The sequence below is a fragment of the Aquibium microcysteis genome (assembly GCF_014495845.1).
In the GTDB taxonomy this organism is placed as follows: domain Bacteria; phylum Pseudomonadota; class Alphaproteobacteria; order Rhizobiales; family Rhizobiaceae; genus Aquibium; species Aquibium microcysteis.
Window position 1 is genome coordinate 2,752,587 of sequence record NZ_CP061080.1, and the last position, 15,960, is coordinate 2,768,546.

The following is a 15,960-nucleotide window of genomic DNA, read 5'->3' on the forward strand; positions in this document are numbered from 1 at the left end:
GTATCCTCACTTGACGATCGACAGTTCGCCGGGCGCCTCGCGCGCCGCGCTCTTGGAGCGGGCGGAGGCGATCATGATGAAAAGGGTCAGGATGTAGGGGGCGGCGTTGAAGAAGTAGTAGCCCTGGCTGATGCCGATGGACTGCAGCGAGGGACCGATCGCGCCGGCCGCGCCGAACAGCAGCGCCGCGAAGACGCAGCGCACCGGGTCCCAGCGCGCGAAGATGACCAGCGCCACCGCCATCAGGCCCTGCCCCGACGACAGGCCCTCGTTCCAGCTGCCGGGATAGTAGAGCGACAGGAAGGCGCCGCCGACACCCGCGAGGAACCCGCCGGCGGCCGTCGCGAGAAGCCGGACGAGGTCGACCGACACGCCCATGGCCTTCGCCGATGCCGCGCTGTCCCCCGTCATGCGCAGGATCAGTCCCCAGCGCATGTTGCGGAAGGCCCACCACAGGAACACGGCGAGCGCGATGCCGACGAAGAAGAGCGGATTGACCTGCAGCGCCTGGGCGATCGAGGAATTGCCCGTCCAGTCGCCGAGCGGGATGGCCTCGAGCCGCGGTGCCGACGGCTGGATGTAGGGCTTGCCGAAGAAGAAGGCGAGACCGGTGCCGAAGCTCATGAAGGCGATGCCGACGGCGATGTCGTTGACCTTCGGCAGCTTGCAGATCCAGCCGTGCAGCGCGCCGAGCACGAGGCCCGCACCGCCTGCCATCAGCACGCCGAGCCAGGGGCTGCCCGTCGTGTAGGATCCGGCATAGGCGACCATGGCGCCGAGCACCAGATTGCCCTCATGGCCGAGATTGATCCGGCCGGACTTTTCCGTCAGGCACTCGCCGAGCGCCACGAACATGAACGGCGTGGAAACGCGGATCGCCCCGCCGACCATGGCGATCAGCACGATGAAGAGGTCGGCGCCCGTCATGTGCGGTCTCCCGTCGTTCTGGCCTGCAGGAAGGGGATGCGCCCGTAGAAGGTCTCCGACACGAGCAGCACGACGAAGATGATGCCCTGCAGCACGAGCACGGTGGCGTCGGGCATGCCCATGCGCCGCTGGATCAGCCCGCCGGAGGCGGCGAGCGCGCCGAACATGATGGCGACGGGCACGACCGCGAGCGGGTTCTGCCTGGCGAGGAAGGCGACGAGGATGCCGGTGAAGCCGTAGCCAGCGACCAGCGAGGCATTGGCCTGGCCGTGGACGGCGGCGACCTCGAAGAAGCCCGCGAGCCCGGCGCAGGCGCCGGCGATGGCGCAGCAGGCGACGACCAGGAAGCCGACGGGCAGCCCTTGCGCCTTGGCGGCGCGGACGTTGCCGCCGGTCATCCTTGCGGCGAAGCCGAAGGTGGTGCGCGTCATCAGGATCCACAGCAGGACGGCAAGGACGAGCCCGGCCGCCAGCCCCCAGTGCACCGATGTGCCGGGCATGGAGCCGACCCGGTAGGCGTCGCCGATCGGCATGGTCGACGGCTTGTTGGCCGAGGCCGGGTCCCGCAGCAGGCCCTCGACGAAGAAGTTCATGATCGCGACGGCGATGTAGGACAGGAGCAGCGACGAGATGGTCTCGTTGACGCCGCGATAGTGGCGAAGCCAGCCGGCCATGCCGATCCAGACCGCGCCGACCGCCATCGCCGAGAGCGCCATCAGCGGCAGCGTCAAGATCGGGGCGACCCCGCCGGTGACGAGCGGGATGGCGACGGCGGCGGCGGTGAAGCCGCCGAGCACCAGCGCGCCCTCCGCACCGATCAGCGTCAGCCCGATGCGGGCGGGAATGGCGAAGGCGAGGCCGGTCAGGATCAGCGGGGCGCTGCGCTGCAGGGTGTTCTGGATCGAGAAGGACGAGCCGAAGCCGCCGGTCCAGATCAGGCTGAAGAAGGTCGCCGGCGACTTGCCGAGCAGGATCAGGAAGACGGAGAAGAGCAGCGCCGAGGCAATCAGCGCACCGGCCGGAATCACCATGGCCTCGACGGCGCGCATGGCGCGGGGGCCGAGGCTGATCGGCCGGGCGACAGGGGGCGAGACGACGGCGGTCATGGATAAGGTCTCCACTGTGCGGCATGTCGCCGGGGTTCATTCCCACATCGCCAAGGCCGAACTCCACCCCTTGCCGCGGCGCTGGCGACCCCCTCCCTTTGAGGGGAGGGTAAGGGTTGGGGTTCGTGCGCGAGGCATGGCGAGATGGGGCACGTCTTCGGACGGCGGCTGGGGTCGACGGTCTCCGCTGCGCCAAGTCGTCCCCCCGATCGCGTGTCGCCGGCACCCCCACCCCTCACCCTGCCGGGGCGAGCCACGCGTCTCGCCCGTCCTTCGGACCCCCTCAAGGGGGAGGGGAAATGCGCGACGCTGGCGACCCCCTCCCCCTTGAGGGGAGGGTATGGGTGGGGGTTCGCGCGTGAGGCGTGGAAAGACCGCGCTCGTCGCCGGATGGCGGCGTGGGTCGACGGGGTCGCCGCGGCCCCATGTCTTTCCCCCGCCCGCGTGTCGCCGGCACCCCCACCCCTTACCCTGCTGGGGCGAGCCACGCGTCTCGCCCGTCCTTCGGACCCCCTCAAGGGGGAGGGGAAATGTGCGGCGCTGGCGACTCCATCCCCCTTGTGGGGAGGGTAAGGGTGGGGGTTCGCGCGCGAGACGTGGCGAGATGGAGCTTGTCGTCGGACGGCGGCTGGGGTCGACGGGGACGCCGCGGCGCCAGGTTCTCCCCCCAATCGCGTGTCGCCGGCACCCCCACCCCTCACCCTGCCGGGGCGAGCCACGCGTCTCGCCCGTCCTTCGGACCCCCTCAAGGGGGAGGGGAAATGCGCGACGTCTGCGCCTTTTCCCGTTTCCGGTGAGCGCACGGGCAGCTGGCATGGGCGGAAGGACGTCATCGGCGTCAGCCTCGGTGATCGAACGACGGACAGCCGGGCGGCGGCAGACCGCCGCCCGCCGAGCAATGCGATCAGGTGATCGATCCGACCACGCCCTCGAGCAGGTAGTTCATGCCGTCGAGCACCGGGTCGTAATTGTCCATCGATCCTTCGATGACCAGCTTGCCGGTGTTGTCCTTGAGCGGGCCGACATAGATCGGCTTGCCGCCCTTCAGCGCCTCGATGGCCGCCTCGCCGGCCTTGACGGCTTCCGGCGTCGCACCCGCGCCGAAGGCCGTGTTGCGCAGCATGTCGTTGTGATAGCCGCCGGCGATGAAGTTCGGCAGCGCCTCGCCCTTGGCCAGGGCGTCGGCATAGATCTTGTAGATCGTCTCCCACTTGTACTCTGCGCCGGTGATGAAGCCCTTCGGCGCGAGCGGCGCCTGGCTGGCATTGTGGCCGCAGCTCTTGACACCGCGCGTCTCGGCGGTCTCGACCACGACCTTCGGCCCGTCGACGTGGCAGGTGATGACGTCGCAGCCGGCGTCGATCAGCGCGTTGGCGGCCTCCGCCTCGCGCACCGGCATCGACCACTCGCCGGTGAAGATGACCTGCACGGTCGCCGCCGGGTTCACGCTCTTCGCGCCGAGCAGCACCGAGTTGATGTTGGACAGCACCGACGGGATCGGCTTGGCCGCCACGAAGCCGATCTTGTTCGACGTCGTCGACAGGCCGGCCGCCACGCCGTTCACGTAGTGCGCCTGGTTGAGGTAGCAGAAATAGCTGCCGGCATTCGTGGGATCGGTCTTTTCGTTCCAGAGCGGCGCGGCGTGGCGGAACTGCACGTTCGGATACTTCTTGGCGGTTTCGACCACGAACGGATTGTAGTAGCCGAAGGAGGTGGCGAGCACGAGATTGGCGCCGTCGAGGTTGATCATCGATTCCATCGACTGGGCGACGGCGTCCGTCTCCGGCACCTTTTCCTCCTCGATGACGGTCACGCCCGGCACCTGCTTGAGGATGTCCATGGCGACCGCATGGGCCTGGTTCCAGCCGAAATCGTCACGTGGACCGACATACACCGCGCCGAGCACGATCGGCGTCTGGGCGCGGGCGAGACCGAAAGGCAGAGCGCTCGCGGCCAGGCCGGCAGCGCCGGCCTTGAGCAGGGAACGACGGGAAAGCATCGACGTCATGAGAGGCTCCAGGGGTTGAGAGGGAGGTTGCAGGGACGGCGGCAAGGCGCCGGATTGCGAGGGTCGGGACGACCGGCATCAGACCGCATGGGCGCGCACCTCCACGGGCTGCGGCCGGTCCCGGTCGCGGAGGTAGCCGCGCCAGCCGCCGAAGTGCGAGATGTCGCGCGCGCCTTCGAGGCCCCAGGGCTCGCAGAGGAAGCCCTTGACCAGGCTGCCGTCGTCGAGCGCCACGCTGCCGATCGAAAGCGGTGAGGGAATGCCGGCCATGAAGTCGCCGAAGGCCGCACGCGGCAGCGCCCAGACCTCGACCTCGATCGCGGTCCCGCCGCCGCGCTTGCGCACCATGCCCGGCCGGAAGGGAGGCCCGCCTGCCAGCGCGTGCAGCGCATATTCGGGCGCAGTGCGGCAGGCCTTGAGGAAGCGTGCGCCGCGCGACGTGAGTTCGGGATTGAGCGGCAGGCCGGACATGTGCGCGCCGCAGACCGCGATCGCGATGTCGTCGGCCTCGGCGACGTCTGCCGCCGCCCGGCTGACCGATCGGGGCCAGCCCGTCGCGCCGAGCGGCCCGGCTTCGACCGCCAGGGCCACCGAAGCCGCGCGATGGTCCTCGCCCCTGCGCGCCAGCACGGTGAGGCTGCCCGGTCGCCCGTCCGTACGCAGCCCCGTCGGAACGGCGATGCCGCAGAGGTCGAGCAGGTTGACGAAATTGGTGTAGGTTCCGAGCATCGAGTTGGGACCGATCGGATCGGCCGCGATCTCGGCCAGCGTCACGACCGTCGGGATGGTCGGCACGCAGAGCAGGTCCACGTCCTCCATCAGGTCCTCGCAGCGCCGCGCCAGCGCCTTCAGCCGGTAGAGGCCTTCGAAGGCGTCGACGGCGCTGAGTTTCAGCCCCGGCTCGAGGACGGCGCGCGTCGTCGGGTGCAGCGTCCCGGGCGCATCCACGAGCCGGGGGCCGACGGCCGCCACGCGCTCGGCGAGCCACGCGCCCTCGTAGAGCATGCGCGCAACCGCATAGAAGGGCTCGAAGTCGATCTCCGTCACCGATGCGCCCGCCGTCCGCAGCCGGACGACCGTGCTGCTGAAATGCTCCGCCTGTGCGACGTCGCCGAAGGTCGCGAGCGTCGCCTCGTCGGGGATGCCGATGCGGATCCCCGCATGCATGGCGGTCAGCGGGCGGATCGGCACCGGCCGGGAATAGGCGTCTTCGACATCGTAGGCGGCGGTCACCCCCAGGATCTCGTAGGATTCGGCGACCGTCATCGCGAAGATCGAGATCGTGTCGAGCGTCCGGCAGGCCGGCACGACGCCGCTGGACGACAGGGCTCCGAGGGTCGGCTTCAGTCCGACGATGTTGTTGAGGGCGGCGGGCACGCGGCCAGACCCCGCGGTATCGGTGCCGAGCGAGAAGGCCGCGATGCTGCGCGCCACCGCGACGGCGGAGCCCGACGAGGAGCCGCCCGGCACGAGGTCCGGGTCGATCGCGTTGCGCGGCACCGGATAGGGGGACCGCACCCCGACGAGGCCGGTCGCGAACTGGTCGAGATTGGCCTTTCCGATCAGGATCGCGCCGGCCTCGATCAGCCGCGACACCACGAAGGCGGTCGCCTGCGGCACGTAGGCGAAGTCCGGGCAGGCGGCGGTCGTCTCGACGCCCGCCACGTCGATGTTGTCCTTCACGACGAAGGGGATCCCCCAGAGCGGGCGGCCGTCGGGCGCGCCGAGCGCACGGGCGGCACGGAGCGCCTGCTCGCGCATCTCGAGGATCAGGATGCCCGGATCGCCTGCGGTATCGAGCCGTCGAAACGCCTCGGCGACGACGGCTTCCGGCGAGATGCCCCCTTCATAGGCGCGCCGGAGGTCGGCGAGCGTGAAGGGCAGGCTTTCGATGGCCGGTCCCGGCGCCATGTCAGCTCCGGCCCGCGAGAAGGCGGGCGGTCGGCATGCCGACGCTGCGGAAAGCGGGGGATCGAAGGAACATCGCGGCGCCTCGGAATGCTCGAAACTTGCTGCCCAAGACGTTGCAGATTTCCCCGTTCGCGAAAATTGCTATAAATTCACCAACCCGGTGCAAATCCGGCACCAGTGGCGACGAGCGAGGGAAAACATGAAACATCTTCAGACGTTTCGGCTGATCGAGGCGGTTGCGCGGGCAGGCTCGATGCGCAAGGCGGCGGAAGACATGAACATCACGGCCTCGGCGCTGAACCGCCGCATCAACGGCTTCGAGGACGAGTTCGGCGCCGAACTCTTCGAACGCCTGCCGGGAGGCGTTCGTCTCAATCCGGCCGGCGAGCTCCTGCTGCACCATTACCGCGCGACGCTGTCCGACCTGTCACGGGTGCAGGGCCAGGTGGCCGACCTGTCGGGCGAGCGGCGCGGCCATGTCTCGATCGCCTGTTCGCAGGCGCTGCTGCCCTATTTCCTGCCGCAGCAGATCGCCCGCTACCGCCGCGACCATCCGGGGGTGACCTTCACCGTCAACATCCGCGACCGCTCGCAGGCGGAGCAGGAATTGGCGAGCTATTCGAGCGATCTCGCCCTCGTCTTCGAGCCGGTCTACCTCGTCGATTTCGAGGTGATCCAGGCTGTTCCGCAGGCGGTCAACGTGGTGATGACGCCCGACCATCCGCTGGCCCGCAAACCCGAGTTGCGGCTGCGCGACTGCCTCGACACGCGCCACGTCGCCCCGTCGCCGAAATACGGCGTGCGTCACCTGCTCGACTTCGCCGCGCGGCGGGGAACGCGCCGGGTCTCGCCGGTGGTCGAGACCGAAAGCTTCGAGCTGATCCGCCACTACGTACTGCACGAGAAGGTGATCGGCTTTCAGATCCCCATCGGCCTGCGTGATCCGGGCGACGGATCGCTGCTGTTCCGCCCGATCTCCGAGCGGGATCTGCAGCCCGGCAACCTGATCCTCGGCCAGATGCGCGGCCGCACCCTTCCGGTCGCGTCCGCCCGCTTCGCCATGCAGCTCGCAACGGCGCTCAAGGATGCGACCGGCGCAGCCATGCAGTGAGACCACCCGCCGCGCACGATCGCCGGTCGCGTCGGTGCCGCAGCGCTGCGGGTTCCGGGCCTGTCCCGGCTCAGGCGCCGAAGCGCATGTTGCGGACGGCGGACTTGCGGTCGCCTTGCGCGCGGTCGCGCCTGAAGATGGCCAGCCGGCCCGGGTTGCGCGCGCGGGCCTGCCGGATCAGGGGCAGGACGTCGCGGCGGTCGGGGCAGAAGACGATGGTGCACGCCACCACGTCGGCCAGATCGTCGGCGACCGACGAGAGCTCGCCCTCGTCCCTCAGCCACCGGTCGCCGATCTCGCGTGACGTCAGGAGCCATCCGCAGTAGCCGGCGAACCGGCCATCGCGCGTGAGACAGACGTGATGGCGCCGCTCGAGCTGCTGCTGCAGGGCCCGCACCAGAACGCGGCTGCGAAACTCGGAGAAGGGTCTGGTGGCGCTCAGGAAGGCGACGAGCAGGCCGAGCGACTCGTGCGTCGGCCGAAGCTGCCTGATCTCGAAGGCGCCGCCCGGCGCATCCTGTCCCGCGCTCACCTGGCGTCTCCGTCCGCACGCAGATCCTCGATCGCCGCCGCCAGCCCCCGGGTGCTGATCGGCAGGCGAAGCGTCTGTCCGTCGGCGAGGGAGATGGTCACCGCAAGGCCGGGCACGGTCTTCAATCCGTTCACCAGATCGTCGGGAAGCCGGATGCTCGCGACGCAGTTGTTGGCGTTGCAGCCCTGATAGGGCAGCATGACCGGATCGGGCAAGCCGGCATCGATACGCAGGCCGCGGGCCAGGACGACGTTCTTCGGCGTCTGCCAGATGCTCGTCAGCGACCGGCCTTCTTTGACGATCCGCCAGGACAGAAGCAGGGACCGCGTCTCCTTGTGAAGAAGGGTCTGGACGATCGAACAGGCTCGCACCCCGTCCTCCCGCGTCAGGCACGAATGGCGCCAGTCGCCATGGCTGCGCTGGTCGCTGACCGCGACGCGCCGATGGGTAGCGGCGTCTCCCACCGGACCGGGTGGCGATCCGTCGGAGGGCGCCGCGACCGGTGGAGATGGGGTCACCGACGGTGCCGGCACCACGCGCGCGTCGACGGTCGTGCCGTCCCACGCGCGGAATGCCGCATAGGTCCCGAGGCACGCCAGGACCGTCAGGACGACGAGCGACGCGATCCGGGTGGATCCGGTTTGTCGCCGCAACGTTTCGGCCACGTACCGCATCCCGTTCTGTTCCGTGCCGACAGGCATCGCGCCGTCCCCCGACAGGATCCGAAATCAACGGGGGCCGGTCGCGGACGACCGGCCCCCCGACCTGGTTCGAACCTGCGGATCAGAAGTTGACGCGCAGGCCGGCATTCGCGCCGTAGGACTGGTAGTCGCTTCCGAACTGCCCGGTGCCGGAGATGAAGCCGGACCAGCCGCTGTTCGCGCTCTTGAAGGTGAGCGTGCCCGTCACCTCGCCGAAAACGCCGTCGAGCCCGTCGGTGAAGGTCGCCGTCGTGACCCCGTCCGACACGGTGACCGTGTTGTCGTCGCCGAACTCGTTCCAGATCCGGCCGAGCAGCGCGGCTTCGGTGATGATGCCACCGGCGGAGGCGAACTGCGCGCCCACCCGGACGCCCGCGCCGAGTCGGGCGCTCGAGCCGTCGTCGAAGGAGACCGAGTGCCCTGCCGCCGCGACGTCGTCGACCGAGGTGTGGACATAGGCGCCCGAGACCAGCGGCTCGATGAAAGCCGTCCCCCGCGCCATGCGGTAGCCGATATTGCCGTAGACGCCGTAGTTGAAGACGTCGGCGTCGACGTCCATCGCACCGAAGCGATAGTCGGCGTTGAGGAAGTCTGCCTTCGCCGTCAGGTCCGCGTAGAAGGCGCCGTCGTTGTAGGCACCATAGGCGCCGACGGTGCCGCCGCTGTAGTCGACCGAGGAGCCGTCCGACGCGAAGTCCATGTCGGAACCGACATAGCCGCCGAACACGCCGAACCGGAAGAAGCCGTCGCCGGGAATGAAATCGGCGCCTGCCAGCACGCTGTAGGTGCTCTGGTCGGACGATCCGTCGACCCCCACGCCGCCGATGGTCAGTTCGCGGTCGCGCTCCGTCCAGCGGCCGCCGACCTTGCCCCAGATGCCGCCGTCGGGCGACGACGCCGCAGCCGGGGGCGCCATCTCCACGACGTCCGCGCCGCCGCCGCCCGACTGGCCGAACTGCCCGCCGTAGATGTGGTCTTCGACCGTCGCCACGGTGTCGTAGAAGATCTGTTGCGCGCCCGTGACGATGGCCGGTGCGTTCTGCGCGCCCGGACCCCAGTCGTTGACGAGTTCGTAGTCGTCGTCACCGGCATCGTGCTGGATGAACCAGGCGAGGAAGCCGTCCTGGATGTAGTCCTCGCCGGCGATCTCATAATAATCGTCGGAGAGGCTGGAAATGAAGAAGGCGTCGTCGGACGGTTCGGAGGTGTTGTTCTGATATTCGACGACGTCGATTTCGGTGCCGTAGGTGCCGAGCCCAGTCCCCTGCGCTCGGCGGATGACGACGCCGGTCTCGCCGCTGATGTCGCCGTCGACCACGAGCCGGTCGCTGGCGGCATCGTCGAAGTCGACGTCGACGGCGAGCAGGCCGCCGCCATAGGTCGGGACGAAATTCTCGCCGATCATCGAAAGGCTGCCGCCCAGGTAGTCGCCGAGGATCGTCGTCTGGTCGCCGTCGGTGCCGTCGGCCATGCTGACGATCCCGGAATTCGCAAACACGTCGACGTCGAAGGACGTCGATTCGCTCGCGTCGTCGTCGAAGGCGGTCTGGATCCAGCCGCCGTTCATGATCACGTCGTTGCCCGACGCCCCGTCGATGTCGGTCTCGCCGGTGACGAACCAGGCGCCGGCATTGACGATCGAATTGCCGACCTTGTCGTCGTCAGCATTCACGAAGTCGTTGGCGCCGCTCATCTGGACCCGACCCACCAGGAGGCTGGTGGCGTCGTTCTGCAGCGAGCCGGCCCCGTCGCTGGTCTCGACGATCAGATCCTCGGCCGCATCCGCGTAGTCCTCCATTGCGGACGCGTCGAGCGGTTGCCCGCCCAGGACGAAGCTCTGGAAGTTCGTGACGTCGGCCCACAGAGCGACCGAATCGAAAGTCGAGGCAGGTACTTCCGTCGGATCCGGAGAACTCCAGGAGCTGTAGAGGAAGTGCGGCAGGTCGCGGCTCGCGATGATGCCTCCCTCGATGTTGCGGATCTCTGCGGCCGCCTCGGAGGTGGTGCCCACCTTGCCGGTGTCGGTGCCCGAGATTTCGATGACCGGTTCGTCCGTGTCGCCGTCGCCGATGATCAGGCCCGTCGACGAGACGAAGACGGTGCCCGCGTCGTCCACCGCAATGGCGCGGTCGCCGGCGAGGATCCAGCCGTCATTGCCGATGGCAACGGTGCCGCCATAGGTGCCGTCGCTGTCGACCTCACCGATCTGGATCGCGTCGCCCCAGAGGCCCTGGATGAGGCCGCCGTCGCCGTTGGTGACGAGAACGCCGCCGCGCCAGATGTCTTCCGCCTCGATGCCGTTCTCGCGGCCGAAGATCGTGCCGATACCGTTGTTGACGATGACGTTGCCGTCGATGTCCCACAGATCGATCGCGTTCTCGCCGCCCCAGACCAGACCGCCCTGCTCGGGGTTCTCCGTCGTGGAACCGTTGTTCAGCTGGAAGGCCGCGTAGAAGTCGGTTTCCTCACCGTCGACGAACAGGCCGTCGAGGCCCGAGACCTCGATCGCGTGATCGGTGATGCCGACGATCAGGCCGCTGCCGTTCTCGATGCCGACGGCACCGCCATCGTCGCCTGCGCCGTCGATCTCGATGCCGTGCTCGTCGCCCCAGATGCCGGTCGTGAAGCTCGTCCCGGCGAGCTGGCCGCTCGGGAAGAAGCCGCTGACGGCGGGATTGAGCCCGCCGAGGCTGATGCTGCTGCCGGACCAGTTGTAGGTATTGCGGTTGTCGATGGAGATGTCGGTATCCGCATCCGTGATCTGGATACCGCTGCCGCCGACGCCGTAGATCAGGCCGCCGCTGTAGTCGACGAGGCCGGACGTGTAGCCGTTGTTGTTGATGACGACGTCGCCATTCTGGACGTTGTTGATGTCGATGCCGTTCGCGCTGCCCACGAGGACGCCGCCGCCGAGGGTTAGCGGCTCGTCACCGGTGCCGGCACGGCCGCGATTGCTGATCGTCACGCCATCGGCACCCGATACGAGGTCCAGGTTCACACCGTCGCCGGCGAGACCCGCCACGAGGCCGCCGGCATTGTCGAGCGAGAACTCGCCGATGCTGGTCTGGTTGATGCCGTTGGTGCCGCCGACGATCGACTGGTAGCTGGCATTGGTGATCGCGCTGCTCGCCGCGCCCGTCACGTCGATGCCGTTGCCGACACCGCTGATCGTGTCGTCGTTGTAGATCACGACGTCGCCGGCGACGTTCAGGTACACGCCCGCCCGGTCGACCCCCTGGCCGGTGATCGTGCCGTGGTTGGTGATGGTCGCATCGCCGGCGGTAGCGATGTGAATCGCCGAGCTGTTGCCGCCGAGGATCTCGCCGCCGTCCTCGTTCTCGATCTCGACATCGCCCGCGGCGCGGTCGGTCAGGACGAGGTTCTGCGAAACCACGATGCCCATGCGCTCGAACGGCAAGGGAGTCGCATCCCCGCCCCCGATCTGCCCGGCGTTGGTGATGGTCAGGAGACCGCGCAGTCCGGCGAGCTGGATACCATCATCCTCGCCGACGACGGCGCCGCCTTCGAGGACCGAGATCGTCACGTCGTCGGCATTGCTGGTCGCGCTCGCAGTCGCGTTGCCCGAGCCGGAGATCTGGATGCCGTCGCCATTGGAATCGTTGCTCGTCACCGAGCCCGCGATCACGAATTCGAGGAGCTGACCGTCCGTCGAGCCGCCCGGAACCACGAGGATGCCATGGCGGGTGTTGAACGTGTCGGTGGCGTTGTCCGCGATCGTGATCGAGGAGTTCTCGGTGACGACGATCCGGCCGCTGTTGTTCTGCGCATTGACCTGCAGCGCCGCACCGGCCGCCGTGCCGGAAGCGATGGAGATCGTGCCCGCGTCCTCGACGTCGTTGATGTCGACGACGCCGACATGGACGACCCACTCGTCGGTCGCCGTGAGCGTCTGCGGATCGGTCTCGCCGGACGGCATGTCGATGCAGGTGATGAAGTTCGTCCCCGTCGCGCAGTCGGCGCGGGCTGGCGTCGGCACCGCGATCAGGGCACCGAGCCCGGCCACCACGCCGGCGGTCAAAGCCGTCCCCCCGAGCAGCCAGCGGCGCTCGCCCTTCGGTGCGACGAGGAACCGCGCGGCACGCATGGCGCCGAAACGTTCCGCCTTCTTCTTTCCCGTCAAAAACATCGTCCCGCTCCCGTAGATGGCCGGAATTGCAATTCGGAATTCCGCAATGCGCAGCAGCCCTGTGCCGGCCCGGGCGCATCGCTCCTCTTTCATTCGCCACTACACGTAGTAAAAGGTCAATCCAAAATTTCTACCACAGCATTAACCTTCGATTCAGGCTTGCACTCCTGCGGAGTAACGTCGGAAATCGAAAAGGCAGATTCCCAGTTGGCTTTCTTGCCTAATCGACTGACGGCACCCAACGGAATCCCTTTCGATTCAGACATTTGTTGCAACCTCGAGAGCAAGATACCGACGGGATCGAATGATCTTCGGGATGAACGGCAATCTGGCGACCCACAAGGAAAAGCGTGCGAATTCTACCACGATTCTTGACCTCACTGTTGCAGCAGAGACACACGGAGAGGAGGGGCTGCGCCAGTTCTGCGCACCCAGACGTTGCCGCTGAGGAAGCGATGCGATAGACCTAGGCCATTATGCTGGCGCCGCGCATCCGGAATGACGGGGGTGGCCGCGGCTAGGCCCGGATCCAGCCCGCGAAGCGTTCCGACGTCCGGCTGAGGCGTCGATGGCCTCCCGTCGAGGCGCAGGTTCTTTCGGAAGGGGTCGATCTTGATCAGCGAGCCGGAGCCGACCAGGGACCGCGCCGCAGGTGCGTCGTTCCCGCGGCTCCGCCGGTTGCTTTCCGTCCTCCGCCAGCGCGCCGCGCCCCGCGGCTACGCCGTGCGGGGCGCGGAGGGATGGATGCAACGGGCGCCGTCCGGCGTTCTCCGGCGGCATCGGCGGGGGTCCTCGGCCGCGGTTCGCGACGAGAGCACCAGGGCTACGGGCGCCCGCCGTCTCCACGCCGCGGCGGCACTGACCGGACTGCTCGCCGCCATGGCGGCGGGGTGCCAGTCCGTCGGGACCATGATCGAGGCGATCCCGCCGGCCAGTGAGGGCGCGACGGGCACCCGTGAAGTGGCGATACCGGTCGAGGGCCTGTCCCGCCCCATGCCGGCGACCTTCCATCTTCCACCGGGGACGCCACCCTTCCCGCTCGCCGTCGTCAGTCACGGCTCCGACCAGCGCATCGAGCCCCGCGCGCGCATGACGATGCCGTCCTACCCGGATCTGACGGCGTTCCTCCTCGCCGAAGGCTATGCCGTGCTCATCCCGCTCCGTCCGGGTCACGGCCCCGCGGGCGGCCCCTACGTCGAAGACCAGGGCGGCTGCGAGCGGGCCGACTATCGCGCCTCCGGGCTTGCGACGGCCCGGCTGATCCGGGCGGCGATCGACCATGCGGAGACGATGCCCTCGATAGCGCCCGGAAAGACGCTGGTCCTCGGCACGTCCGCGGGCGGCTGGGGCGCCGTCGCGCTTGCGGCCACCGATCCGCGCGGCATTCGCGGCTATGTGAACTTCTCGGGCGGCCGCGGCGGACGCAATCGCGGCAGATCAGGCGAAAACTGCGCTCCCGACCGGCTCGTCGCCACGGCCGGCGCGTTTGGAAGAAGCGCCCGCCTGCCAGCCCTGTGGCTCTATGCGCAGAACGATTCCTACTTCGGGCCGCAGCTCAGCCAGGCGCTCGCGCAGGCGTATCGCGATACCGGGGCGCCGCTCACATTCGCACTGCTCCCGCCCACCACCGGCGACGGCCACGGCCTGATCGACCGGCCGGCGGTCGCCTGGTCCCAACCGCTGCGACGCTTCCTGCGCGAGATCGGCGGCGGGCGGCCCTGAGGCCTTCGGCCAGCACGCTGCGCGATCGCGGCGCGGCGGCGGGGTTCCGCATTCGGCCGCTCCGTCACGCCGTCGCCGCGGTCTTCAGCCCCAGTTCGGCGATCATCGCGTCGCGCATGACGAACTTCTGCGGCTTTCCGGTCACCGTCATCGGCAGCGCCTCCTTGAACCGCACGTGGCGAGGCACCTTGTAGTGGGCGATCTGGCCGCGGCAGAAGGCGCGGATCTCCTCCTCGGTCGCGCTCTGTCCTGGATGCAGCACGATCCAGGCGCAGAGTTCCTCCCCGTAGCGCGGATCGGGCACGCCGAAGACCTGCACTTCGGAAACCTTCGGATGCCGGTAGAGGAACTCCTCGATTTCGCGCGGATAGACGTTCTCGCCGCCGCGGATCACCATGTCCTTCACGCGCCCGACGATGTTGCACCAGCCGTCGCGGTCGATGGTGGCGAGGTCGCCCGTATGCATCCAGCCGTCGGCATCGATCGCCTCGGCCGTCTTCTCCGGCTCGTCCCAGTAGCCCTTCATGACCGAATAGCCGCGCGTGCACAGTTCGCCCGACTGACCGACCGGCACCGTCTCCCCGCTCTCGTCGACGATCTTGACCTCGACATGCGGACCGATGCGGCCGACCGTCGCGACCCGCTTGCCGATCGGATCGTCGACGTCGGACTGGAACGACACCGGGCTCGTCTCGGTCATGCCGTAGGCGATCGTCACCTCCGGCATGTGGAGATCCGACACGACCCGCTTCATCACCTCGATCGGACAGGGCGCGCCGGCCATGATTCCGGTCCGGAGCGAGGTCACGTCGTGGCGCCGGAATTCCGGACTGTCGAGCATGGCCACGAACATCGTCGGCACGCCGTAGAAGGCCGTGCAGCGTTCGGCGGCAATCGCTTCCAGTGCGGCCGCCGCCTCGAACCCCTCGCCCGGAAACACCATGGTCGCGCCCTTGGTGACGCAGCCGAGCGTGCCCATCACCATGCCGAAGCAGTGGTAGAGCGGCACGGGGATGCACAGCCTGTCGGCATCCGTGAGCCGGATCGTGCGGGTGACGATATCGGCATTGTTGAGGATGTTGGCATGCGTCAGCGTGGCACCCTTCGGCGCGCCGGTGGTGCCTGACGTGAACTGGATGTTGATCGGATCCTGCGGATCGAGCGTCGCGGTCACGAGATCGAGCCGGTTGCGCTGCGCCGGTCCTGCCAGACGGGCGAGTTCGTCGAAGCACAGCATGCCCGGCGAGCGTTCCGCTCCCATCCGCACCACCGCCTTCAGCGCCGGCAGCCGGGCGGACGAAAGCCGTCCCGGCTCCGCCGTCTCGAGTTCCGGCGCGAGCGTGCGGATCATGCCGAGATAGTCGCTGGACTTGAAGCGCTCCGCCGTGATCAGCGCCCTGCAGCCGACCTTGTTCAGGACGTATTCGAGTTCGGAGGTCCGGTAGGCCGGGTTGATCGTGACGAGCACCACGCCGATGCGCGCCGTGGCGAACTGCGTCACCAGCCATTCCGGCCGGTTCGGCGACCAGATGCCGACGCGGTCGCCCGTCTGCAGTCCGAGTGCCAGCAGACCGGCCGCGACGGCATCGACCTCCTTCGCCAGCGCAGTCCAGGTATAGCGCCTTCCCGCCTCGCGGAAGATCGCCGCCGGGTGCGGCCCGCGCCGCGCGACCGTCGCTGCGAAGGCCTGTGGAATGGTGTGGCGCAGAAGCGGGACGGACCGGTCTCCGGCCACCTGCGAGAGCCCGCCCTGCGGCCTGCGCAGTGATGGATCGGCCGGTGGTTGCTGCGCCTG

General features: G+C 68.5%; 10 protein-coding genes. 2 read left to right on the forward strand and 8 right to left on the reverse strand.

From position 1 onward, the window contains the following. Nucleotides 1-6: 6 nt before the first annotated feature. The 4 genes from IAI54_RS12805 to atzF all read right to left on the reverse strand — a co-directional run bounded on the left by IAI54_RS12805 (nucleotide 7) and on the right by atzF (nucleotide 5,952). On the reverse strand, nucleotides 7-927 hold the full coding sequence (locus IAI54_RS12805) for an ABC transporter permease (RefSeq protein ID WP_210321243.1): 921 nt from the start codon (nucleotides 925-927) through the stop codon (nucleotides 7-9). Then, a complete protein-coding gene (locus tag IAI54_RS12810) occupies nucleotides 924-2,033 on the reverse strand; it encodes an ABC transporter permease (RefSeq protein WP_187972699.1) in 1,110 nt (369 codons plus the stop codon). The genes IAI54_RS12805 and IAI54_RS12810 overlap by 4 nt, the downstream gene beginning before the upstream one ends. 904 nt (nucleotides 2,034-2,937) lie before the next feature. Next, complete coding sequence (locus IAI54_RS12815; RefSeq protein WP_187972700.1) at nucleotides 2,938-4,041, reverse strand: BMP family ABC transporter substrate-binding protein; 1,104 nt, start codon at nucleotides 4,039-4,041, stop codon at nucleotides 2,938-2,940. A 78-nt stretch (nucleotides 4,042-4,119) separates the two neighbouring features. Then, nucleotides 4,120-5,952 carry an allophanate hydrolase gene (gene atzF, locus IAI54_RS12820; protein WP_187972701.1) on the reverse strand — a complete coding sequence of 611 codons (1,833 nt, stop codon included), beginning with the start codon at nucleotides 5,950-5,952 and terminating at the stop codon, nucleotides 4,120-4,122. Between atzF and IAI54_RS12825 the strand changes: the two genes are divergently transcribed. Then, nucleotides 5,915-7,063: a LysR family transcriptional regulator gene (locus IAI54_RS12825; RefSeq protein WP_235679349.1), complete on the forward strand. Its 1,149-nt coding sequence runs from the start codon at nucleotides 5,915-5,917 to the stop codon at nucleotides 7,061-7,063. The two genes, atzF and IAI54_RS12825, sit on opposite strands and share 38 nt — an antisense overlap. Before the next feature lie 70 nt (nucleotides 7,064-7,133). Here the strand turns inward: IAI54_RS12825 and IAI54_RS12830 are convergent, their stop codons facing one another. The 3 genes from IAI54_RS12830 to IAI54_RS12840 all read right to left on the reverse strand — a co-directional run bounded on the left by IAI54_RS12830 (nucleotide 7,134) and on the right by IAI54_RS12840 (nucleotide 12,443). Then, a complete protein-coding gene (locus tag IAI54_RS12830; protein WP_187972702.1) occupies nucleotides 7,134-7,595 on the reverse strand; it encodes a hypothetical protein in 462 nt (153 codons plus the stop codon). Continuing rightward, nucleotides 7,592-8,260 (reverse strand): invasion associated locus B family protein, encoded by a 669-nt coding sequence (locus IAI54_RS12835; protein ID WP_187972703.1) that lies wholly within the window; start codon nucleotides 8,258-8,260, stop codon nucleotides 7,592-7,594. The genes IAI54_RS12830 and IAI54_RS12835 overlap by 4 nt, the downstream gene beginning before the upstream one ends. A 118-nt stretch (nucleotides 8,261-8,378) precedes the next feature. Then, a complete protein-coding gene (locus IAI54_RS12840) occupies nucleotides 8,379-12,443 on the reverse strand; it encodes an autotransporter outer membrane beta-barrel domain-containing protein (RefSeq protein WP_187972704.1) in 4,065 nt (1,354 codons plus the stop codon). Between the two features lie 744 nt (nucleotides 12,444-13,187). Between IAI54_RS12840 and IAI54_RS12845 the strand changes: the two genes are divergently transcribed. Then, on the forward strand, nucleotides 13,188-14,165 hold the full coding sequence (locus IAI54_RS12845; RefSeq protein WP_187972705.1) for an alpha/beta hydrolase family protein: 978 nt from the start codon (nucleotides 13,188-13,190) through the stop codon (nucleotides 14,163-14,165). 64 nt (nucleotides 14,166-14,229) lie between these two features. Here the strand turns inward: IAI54_RS12845 and IAI54_RS12850 are convergent, their stop codons facing one another. After that, nucleotides 14,230-15,930, reverse strand: a complete 1,701-nt coding sequence (locus IAI54_RS12850) for an AMP-binding protein (protein WP_420838304.1) — start codon at nucleotides 15,928-15,930, stop codon at nucleotides 14,230-14,232. Between the last annotated feature and the right edge of the window lie 30 nt (nucleotides 15,931-15,960).

Bases quoted from the DNA above. Each gene is read 5' to 3' on its own strand.
- IAI54_RS12810 (WP_187972699.1), bottom strand. From the start codon at position 2,033: ATGACCGCCGTCGTCTCGCCCCCTGTCGCCCGGCCGATCAGCCTCGGC.
- IAI54_RS12845 (WP_187972705.1), top strand. From the start codon at position 13,188: ATGCAACGGGCGCCGTCCGGCGTTCTCCGGCGGCATCGGCGGGGGTCC.
- atzF (WP_187972701.1), bottom strand. From the start codon at position 5,952: ATGGCGCCGGGACCGGCCATCGAAAGCCTGCCCTTCACGCTCGCCGAC.
- IAI54_RS12840 (WP_187972704.1), bottom strand. From the start codon at position 12,443: ATGTTTTTGACGGGAAAGAAGAAGGCGGAACGTTTCGGCGCCATGCGT.
- IAI54_RS12815 (WP_187972700.1), bottom strand. From the start codon at position 4,041: ATGACGTCGATGCTTTCCCGTCGTTCCCTGCTCAAGGCCGGCGCTGCC.
- IAI54_RS12805 (WP_210321243.1), bottom strand. From the start codon at position 927: ATGACGGGCGCCGACCTCTTCATCGTGCTGATCGCCATGGTCGGCGGG.